The organism is Sphingopyxis sp., from assembly GCF_036402335.1.
GTDB lineage: Bacteria > Pseudomonadota > Alphaproteobacteria > Sphingomonadales > Sphingomonadaceae > Sphingopyxis.
In genome coordinates, this window is the sequence record NZ_DASWTD010000534.1 from 1 (window position 1) to 7,929 (window position 7,929).

The following is a 7,929-nucleotide window of genomic DNA, read 5'->3' on the forward strand; positions in this document are numbered from 1 at the left end:
GACTGGCGCGAGGTGACGCTCGGCGATCCCGGCCCCGGCCAGGTGCTGCTCCGCCAGACCGCGGTCGGACTGAACTATCTCGACACCTATCACCGCGACGGAACCTATCCCGTCCCGCTGCCGAGCGGCCTTGGCGTCGAATCCGCCGGTGAAGTGATCGCCGTCGGCGCCGACGTCCACGGCCTCCAGCCCGGCGACCGGGTTGCGACCTTCGGCCCCGAACGCACGGCCTATTCGAGCGCGCGGATCGTCGGCGCGGCGTCGCTGTTCAAGCTCCCTGCCGGCATCGACGACGAAACCGCCGCCGCCGCGCTGCTGAAAGCCTGCACGGTCGAGATGCTCGTCGAGCGCTGCGCCAAGGTTCAGGCCGGTTCACCCGTGCTCGTCCATGCCGCTGCGGGTGGCGTCGGACTTATCCTCGTCCAGTGGCTGAAGGCGATCGGCGCGACCGTCATCGGCACCGTCAGTACCGAGGCGAAGGCGCACGCCGCACGCGAAGCCGGCGCTGATCATGTGCTGATGTACAAGAGCGACGATGTGGCAGCGCATGTCCGCGAGATTACCGACGGCCAGGGGGTACCGGTTACCTTCGACGGCATAGGCATGGCGACGTGGGAGGTCTCGCTGAAGGCGACCGCGCGGCGCGGGCTGATCGTGAGTTACGGCAATGCCGGCGGCCCGGTGACCGGGGTCAACCTCGGCGTCCTCGCGCAGCACGGCTCGCAATTCGTGACGCGCCCGACCTTGTTCGACTATTACCTCCACCCCGGCGAGCGCGCCGCGGGCGCCGCACGCGTCTTTGAGCTGATCGAGAGCGGCGCGGTGAAGATCACCGTCGGCCAGCGCTATTCACTACAGGATGCCGCGCGCGCGCATGCCGATTTGCAGGCCGGGCGGACGACGGGGTCGACGCTTCTGATACCCGAGCATTCCTAACTCCCCTCCCTCATGGGGGAGGGGTCGGGGGTGGGTAGCCGCAGGCGTTCTTGCTTGGCCGCAAACCCACCCCGCTACGACTAGGCAGCAAGCTGCCAAGTCTCCACGCCCCTCCCTTTCAGGGAAGGGATTGGACTACGCCTTCAACCTTTCCGCGTGCCACGCGACATGCTCGGCCATGAAGGTCGAGATGAAATAATAGCTGTGGTCGTATCCCGGTTGCATCCGGATTTCGGCTTTCTGCCCGGCGCGCTCGCAGGCCTCGGCCAGCAATTCGGTCTTGAGCTGCTCGGCGAGGAAATTATCCGCATCGCCCTGATCGACGAGCAGGTCGGGCACGCGCAGCCCCTGATCGAGCAAGGCGCACGCGTCATAGGCGTACCAGTCCTCGCGGTTGTCGCCGAGATAGCCCGTCAGCGCCTTTTCACCCCACGGGCATTGCAGCGGCGCGACGATCGGCGAAAAGGCCGAAACCGAACGAAAGCGATCCTGGTTGCGCAGCCCGATCGTCAGCGCGCCATGCCCGCCCATCGAATGGCCGGTGATGGCCTGCCGCGTCAGGTCGGCGCTCGCGAAATTGCGCAGGATCAGCGAGGGCAGCTCATCCTCGACGTACGAACGCATCCGGTAGTTCTTCGCCCACGGCTCCTCGGTTGCGTCGACATAGAAGCCGGCACCGAGTCCGAAGTCATAGGCCGCACCGGGATCGTCAGGCACGCCTTCGCCGCGTGGGCTGGTGTCGGGCGCGATGAAGATCACGCCGTGCTCGGCGCACGCCGCCCGATATTCGCCCTTCTCCATCACATTGGCGTGGGTGCAGGTCAGCCCCGACAGATACCAGAGAACCGGGAGCTTCGCGCCCGGTGCATGATCGGGCACGAAGACCGCAAAGGTCATATCGGTGCCGGTCGTCGTGCTCGCATGTTTGTACACGCCCTGCGTGCCGCCGTGGCTGCGAACGGTGGAGATGGTTTCAAGGGTCATTCGGGTTCCTGAACAGGAATGGACGCGACGATGGGCCGATGCCCCCAATGACGCAGGAGGTCGAGGATCGTTGCCCCCGATAGCCCGAGCGTCGCGGTATTGCGCAGGGGATGAACATTGACCGTCCCTGCCGCGGCGAGGACCTCGTCCAGCACCACGGTGATGCTTCCCGGCGCGGCGTTGATCGCGGCGAGCGGGGTTACCGACCCCGGCGTAACGCCGAGCAGCCGCTCCATATCCTCGGCCTTGCCGAAACTGACGCGCTTGCTGCCGATCGCGGCCGGCAGCGCCTTCAGGTCGACGCGCGCATCGGACGGAACGGTGACGAGCCAGAACGCCCCACCCGCATCCTTCAGGAACAGATTCTTGGTGTGAGCCCCCGGCATCGCGGCGTGCACCGCGTCGCTTTCGGCGACCGTGAACACCGCGTCATGCTCGTGCTCGGCGAAGGGGATTTCGAGTGTATCCAGATCGGTCCGCAATCCCGCTTCGCCGCGCATGGCTTCTCTTTCCGTTCAGACGACGCGGTGAAGCGCGCAGAGCTTGTTGCCCGACGGATCGCGCAGATAGGCGAGATACATGGCTCCGAACCCGCCTTCGCGAATGCCCGGCGGATCTTCGATCGAGGTCCCGCCATTGGCGACGCCGGCGTCGTGCCAGGCCTTCGCCTGCTCGGGGCCTTCCATCGCGAAGCCGATCGTGCAGCCGTTACCGACCGTCGCCGGTTCGCCGTCGATCGGCGTGCCGACGAGAAAAATGCCGCCATTATGCATATAGATCAGGCGGCCCTTGTCGTCCTGGATCGCGGGCTTGCCGCCGATCGCCTGGAAGGTCGCGTCATAGAATTTTTTGGCCGCCTCGATGTCGTTCGCCCCGACCATATTGTGACTGTACATTGGATTCCGCTCCTCCGGTTTATGGTTGCGATTCGGGACTTATCTTGCTCCGGGAACTAACGGAACACCACCGTCTTGCGTCCGTCGATCAAAACGCGCTGTTCGGCGACCCAGCGCACCGCGCGCGCGAGCACCTGCGCTTCGGTGTCGCGGCCGATACGGATCAGTTCGTCGACGCTGTCGCGGTGATCGACGCGCTCGACCGCCTGTTCGATGATCGGTCCCTCGTCGAGATCGCTCGTCACGAAATGCGCGGTCGCGCCGATCAGCTTCACGCCGCGCTCGTGCGCGCGGTGATAGGGCTTGGCGCCCTTGAACCCCGGCAGGAAGCTGTGGTGGATATTGATGCAGCGCCCCGACAGCTTTGCCGACAGATCCTGCGACAGCACCTGCATATAGCGCGCAAGCACCAGATGCTCGGCGCCCGCATCGGCCATGATCTGCAAAATCGCCGCTTCCTGTTCGGCACGATTGGCGTCGGTCACGGGCAGATGATGGAAGGGCACCCCATGCCATTCGGTCAACCGCCGCTGATGCTCATGGTTCGAAACCACCGCCGTGATATCGATCGCAAGGTTGCCGGTCGACCAGCGGTGGAGCAGGTCGTTGAGGCAATGGCTGCCCTGCGATACCGCGATGACGAAGCGCGGCTTGACGCGGCGATCGCTGATCCGCGCATCCATCGCGAAGCGGCGGACGATCGGCGCGAACGCCGCCTGCACCGCCGCCAGTTCGCCGGGGAAACGCGGCCCCGCGCCGCGGAACTCGACGCGCATGAAAAACCGCCCCGAATCGAGGTCGGCATATTGCTGGCTGTCGAGAATGAAGCCGTCGCGTTCGGCGAGCAGCCCCGTCACCGCGGCGACGATGCCCACGGCGTCGACGCAGCTGAAGGTCAGGACAAAGACGGGCTGATTGGTTTCCATCAGGCGATCCGATGCGTCGCGCACAGCTTGTTGCCGGCAGGATCGCGCAGATAGGCGAGATAAACCGTCCGTCCTGCGGTGACCTGACGAATGCCCGGCGGGTCTTCGATTGCCGTGCCGCCGTTCGCCACACCCGCGGCGTGCCAGCCATCGACCTCTGCAGTCGATGCCGCGACGAAGCCGAGCGTTCCGCCATTGGCCCCGCTCGCCGTTTCGCCATTGAGCGGTTTCGTCAGCAGAAAGCGCCCGCCGGCGTGCGAATAGATCAGCCGCCCCCATTCATCGACGACGCCGGGCGGAACCCCGAGCGCACCCAGCGCGGCATCGTAGAAGCGGCGCGCGGCCTCGATATCGTCGGCGCCCAGCGCCACATGACTGAACATACCGGCCTCAGAACACGACGACGCTGCGGATGCTCTCGCCCGCATGCATCAGGTCGAAGCCCTTGTTGATCTCCTCCAGCCCCATGACATGGGTGATCATCGGGTCGATCTCGATCTTGCCCTGCATATACATGTCGACGATCTTCGGCACGTCGGTGCGGCCCTTGGCGCCGCCGAACGCGGTGCCGCGCCAGTTGCGCCCGGTCACGAGCTGGAACGGCCGCGTCGCGATTTCCTTGCCCGCTTCGGCGACGCCGATGATGATCGACGTGCCCCAGCCGCGATGGCAGGCCTCGAGCGCGGTGCGCATCACCTCGGTATTGCCCGTGGCGTCGAAGGTGTAGTCGGCGCCGCCGTCGGTCATCTGGACGATCGTCGCGACGACATCCTCGCGGCTCATGCCCTTCGAATTGAGGAATTCGGTCATGCCGAACTTGCGGCCCCATTCCTCTCGGGTTGGGTTGATGTCGACGCCGATGATCTTGTCGGCGCCCGCAAGCCGCGCGCCCTGGATCACGTTCAGACCGATGCCGCCGAGGCCAAAGACGACGACATTGTCGCCGACCTGCACCTTCGCGGTGTTGATCACCGCACCGACCCCGGTGGTCACGCCGCAGCCGATGTAGCAGCTCGACTGGAACGGCGCGTCCTCGCGGATCTTCGCGACCGCAATCTCGGGCAGCACGGTGAAATTCGAGAAGGTCGAGCAGCCCATATAATGGAAGATCGGCTGGCCCTTGTACGAAAAGCGCGTTGTGCCGTCGGGCATCAGCCCCTTGCCCTGCGTCGCGCGGATCGCGGTGCAGAGGTTGGTCTTGCCCGACAGGCAGCTTTTGCACTGGCGGCATTCGGGGGTGTAGAGCGGGATCACATGGTCGCCGGGCTTGACACTGGTGACCCCGGCGCCGACCTCGCGCACCACGCCGGCGCCCTCATGCCCCAGCACGCTCGGGAAGATGCCCTCGCTGTCGAACCCGTCGAGCGTATAGGCGTCGGTGTGGCAGATGCCCGTCGCCATGATCTCGACCAGCACCTCGCCCGCCTTCGGGCCTTCGAGGTCGAGTTCGACGATTTCGAGCGGCTTCTTCGCTTCAAATGCAACGGCGGCACGGGTCTTCATGGGGGCCTCCTCACGGAAAAAGATTGCGCCCGCTGTACACCGATCCAAAGCGCGATAAAGGGGCCAATAGGCAATATATTGTTGCACTGGAGGGATAATGAGCTGGGACGGCATCGAAGAGGTCGTCGCGATCGCCGACGCGGGCAGCTTCGTCGCGGCGGCGGCTCGGCTCGGCACCTCAACCTCGCACATCAGCCGCGCGGTGATAGCCCTAGAAAACCGTATCGGCGCGCAGGTCTTCGTGCGCACGACGCGCCGCGTCGTCCCGACCCCGGCGGGCCGCACGCTGATCGAGCAGTTCCGCAACCTCATCGCCGCGCGCAACGATGCGCTGTCGGCGGTCAGCGACGATGGCGCCCCGCGCGGCGAGGTGCGGATGACCTGCTCGATCGCGATGGGCGAGCGTTTCGTCGCGCAGATCGCGCGCGATTACGCCTTCGCTTTTCCCGACGTGACGGTGACGCTCGAACTCACCAACCGCGTCGTCGACCTGCTCGCCGAGGGCTTCGACCTCGCGATCCGCACCGGCACGCTGCCGGATTCAGGCCTAGTCGCGACGCGCATCGCCTCGCGCAGCCTCTATCTCTGCGCCGCCCCCGCCTATCTCGCGCGCGCCGGCACGCCAGCGTCGATCGACGACCTTGCGCGCCACGAGTGCCTGCTCGGCACCGCCCCCGCCTGGCATTTCCGGTCGCAGGGCAAGGACGTCACCCACCGCCCCGCCGGCCGCTGGCGCTGCAACAGCGGCACCGCGGTCACCGAAGCCGCGCTCGCGGGCCATGGCGTCTGCCAACTCCCCGATTTCTATGTGATGCCGCACCTGCAAAGCGGCGCGCTCGTCTCGCTCCTCGACCCCCTCCGCCCGCAGGAGGAGCCGATCTGGGCGGTCTATCCGCAGCGCCGCCATCTGCTGCCGAAGGTGCGGCTGCTGATCGACAAATTGCGCGAGGAATTGCCGGGGGCGTTGCGGCGGAGTGAAGGAGCTTAGCCGCTCGCGTCATTTCGGCCTTAAAGCCACAAAAGCCCCGCATGCGTGCATCGATTCTGCGTCCTTTGTGGCTTTAGCGGATCGCGCGTTAACGCTTAAGGAGACAAAAGACACGGACGGGCAGCACGAAACTGTCTCCTTTGCGCGTTAAGCGAACGCGCGAATATCAACTTGGTCAAAGAGCAGGGTCGCAGGCTGACACAGCACAATAATGTAGGAAAGCAGCTTTTGTCGCCCGCCCCTTTCGTCACCCCGGATCAAGTCCGGGGTGACGATGGCAGAAGCGCAGCGCTCAACACTCCACCACGCTGACCGCCAGCCCGCCCTTCGACGTTTCCTTATATTTGTCGCGCATGTCGCGGCCGGTTTGCAGCATCGTCGCGATCACCGTGTCGAGGCTGACGACGTGCGTTCCGTCGCCGATCATCGCGATGCGGCTGGCGTCGATCGCCTTGATCGCGCCCATCGCGTTGCGTTCGATGCACGGGATCTGCACCAGCCCGCCAATCGGGTCGCAGGTGAGGCCGAGATTATGCTCCATGCCGATCTCGGCGGCATTTTCGACCTGCGCGTTGGTGCCGCCCAATGCGGCGGTCAGCCCCGCCGCCGCCATCGAGCAGGCGACGCCGACCTCGCCCTGGCAGCCGACCTCGGCGCCCGAGATGCTGGCGTTGCGCTTGTAGAGCGCGCCGACCGCGCCCGCCGCGAGCAGGAAAGTGCGCACACCGGCGGCGTCGCCGCGATAGCCGCGGCGGTAGAAGCGGATCACCGCGGGGATGATCCCCGCCGCGCCGTTGGTCGGCGCGGTGACGACCTTGCCGCCCGCGGCATTTTCCTCGTTCACCGCCATCGCCCACAGGTTGATCCAGTCCATCATCGCGAGCGGGTCGATCAGATTGGTTTCGTGGCGGTTGCGGATGTCGTCGGCGATCTGCGGCGCGCGGCGCTTGACCTTGAGCCCCCCGGGCAGGACGCCCGTGCTCGAACAGCCCGCATCGATCGAGGCATCCATCGCCTCGGCGATCGCATCGATACCCGCCGTCACCTCGTTCGGCGGGCGGTGACGCACTTCGTTGGCGAACATCATTTCGGCAAAGCTGAGGCCCGACGCCTTGCCCATTGCGATCAAGTCGGCGCCCGAGGTGAAGGGATAGGGCAATTCGACCTCGTCCTCGGCGCCGCGGCTGTTGCGCCCCGCCTCGTCCTCGTCGACGACAAAACCGCCGCCGATCGAGAAATACATGCGCTTGGCAAGAATCTCGCCGTCGCCGTCGCGCGCGGTAAAGCTCAGCGCGTTGCTGTGGAACGGCTGGCGCTGGCGCATCTGGAAATGCAGGTCGCTTTTCGGCAGGAACCGCACGCGCTGACGGCCGAGCAGATAGATGAAGCCCTCGCTCTCCGCGCGGTCCCAATGCGCCTTGATCGCGGCAAGGCTCGTCGACGCCGGAATTTCGCCTGCGAGTCCCGCGACCACCGCGGTGTCGGCGGCATGGCCCTTCCCGGTCAGCGCGAGCGAGCCGTAAAGGTCGGCCTCGACATGCACGGTCTTGGTCAGGAGCGCCTGCTCGTCGAGCCAGACGGTGAAACGCCGTGCCGCAACCATCGGGCCCACAGTATGCGAGCTGGAGGGACCGACACCGATTTTGAAGAGTTCGAACAGGCTGATCGTCATGGCGGCGCTATAGGCGGATCGCGA

Annotated in this window: 9 protein-coding genes; 2 read left to right on the forward strand and 7 right to left on the reverse strand. The window is 65.7% G+C overall.

The features are described from left to right. The coding region (locus VGD20_RS17500; RefSeq protein WP_331135659.1) for a quinone oxidoreductase at positions 1–936 on the forward strand (936 nt) is incomplete at its 5' end. 135 nt (positions 937–1,071) lie between these two features. Here VGD20_RS17500 and fghA read toward each other — a convergent pair. From fghA to VGD20_RS17530, 6 genes are read right to left on the reverse strand one after another with little or no spacing between them, the layout of a single operon-like run. Next, on the reverse strand, positions 1,072–1,920 hold the full coding sequence (gene fghA / locus VGD20_RS17505; protein ID WP_331135660.1) for an S-formylglutathione hydrolase: 849 nt from the start codon (positions 1,918–1,920) through the stop codon (positions 1,072–1,074). Next, entirely contained in the window at positions 1,917–2,420 is a 504-nt protein-coding gene (locus tag VGD20_RS17510; protein ID WP_331135661.1) for a prolyl-tRNA synthetase associated domain-containing protein, read from the reverse strand. The genes fghA and VGD20_RS17510 overlap by 4 nt, the downstream gene beginning before the upstream one ends. A gap of 15 nt (positions 2,421–2,435) precedes the next feature. Continuing rightward, positions 2,436–2,816 carry a VOC family protein gene (locus tag VGD20_RS17515; RefSeq protein ID WP_331135662.1) on the reverse strand — a complete coding sequence of 127 codons (381 nt, stop codon included), beginning with the start codon at positions 2,814–2,816 and terminating at the stop codon, positions 2,436–2,438. 56 nt (positions 2,817–2,872) lie between these two features. Next, positions 2,873–3,742: a formyltetrahydrofolate deformylase gene (gene purU, locus VGD20_RS17520; protein ID WP_331135666.1), complete on the reverse strand. Its 870-nt coding sequence runs from the start codon at positions 3,740–3,742 to the stop codon at positions 2,873–2,875. Then, complete coding sequence (locus VGD20_RS17525) at positions 3,742–4,125, reverse strand: VOC family protein (protein ID WP_331135663.1); 384 nt, start codon at positions 4,123–4,125, stop codon at positions 3,742–3,744. The genes purU and VGD20_RS17525 overlap by 1 nt, the downstream gene beginning before the upstream one ends. Before the next feature lie 7 nt (positions 4,126–4,132). Beyond that, a complete protein-coding gene (locus tag VGD20_RS17530) occupies positions 4,133–5,245 on the reverse strand; it encodes an S-(hydroxymethyl)glutathione dehydrogenase/class III alcohol dehydrogenase (protein ID WP_331135664.1) in 1,113 nt (370 codons plus the stop codon). 97 nt (positions 5,246–5,342) lie between these two features. On the opposite strand from VGD20_RS17530, the gene VGD20_RS17535 reads away from it, so the two are divergent. Further along, positions 5,343–6,233: a LysR family transcriptional regulator gene (locus VGD20_RS17535; protein ID WP_331135665.1), complete on the forward strand. Its 891-nt coding sequence runs from the start codon at positions 5,343–5,345 to the stop codon at positions 6,231–6,233. A gap of 292 nt (positions 6,234–6,525) precedes the next feature. Here VGD20_RS17535 and VGD20_RS17540 read toward each other — a convergent pair whose 3' ends face one another. After that, positions 6,526–7,905, reverse strand: coding sequence for an L-serine ammonia-lyase (locus VGD20_RS17540; RefSeq protein ID WP_331135667.1), 1,380 nt, complete (start codon positions 7,903–7,905; stop codon positions 6,526–6,528). Positions 7,906–7,929 lie beyond the last annotated feature (24 nt).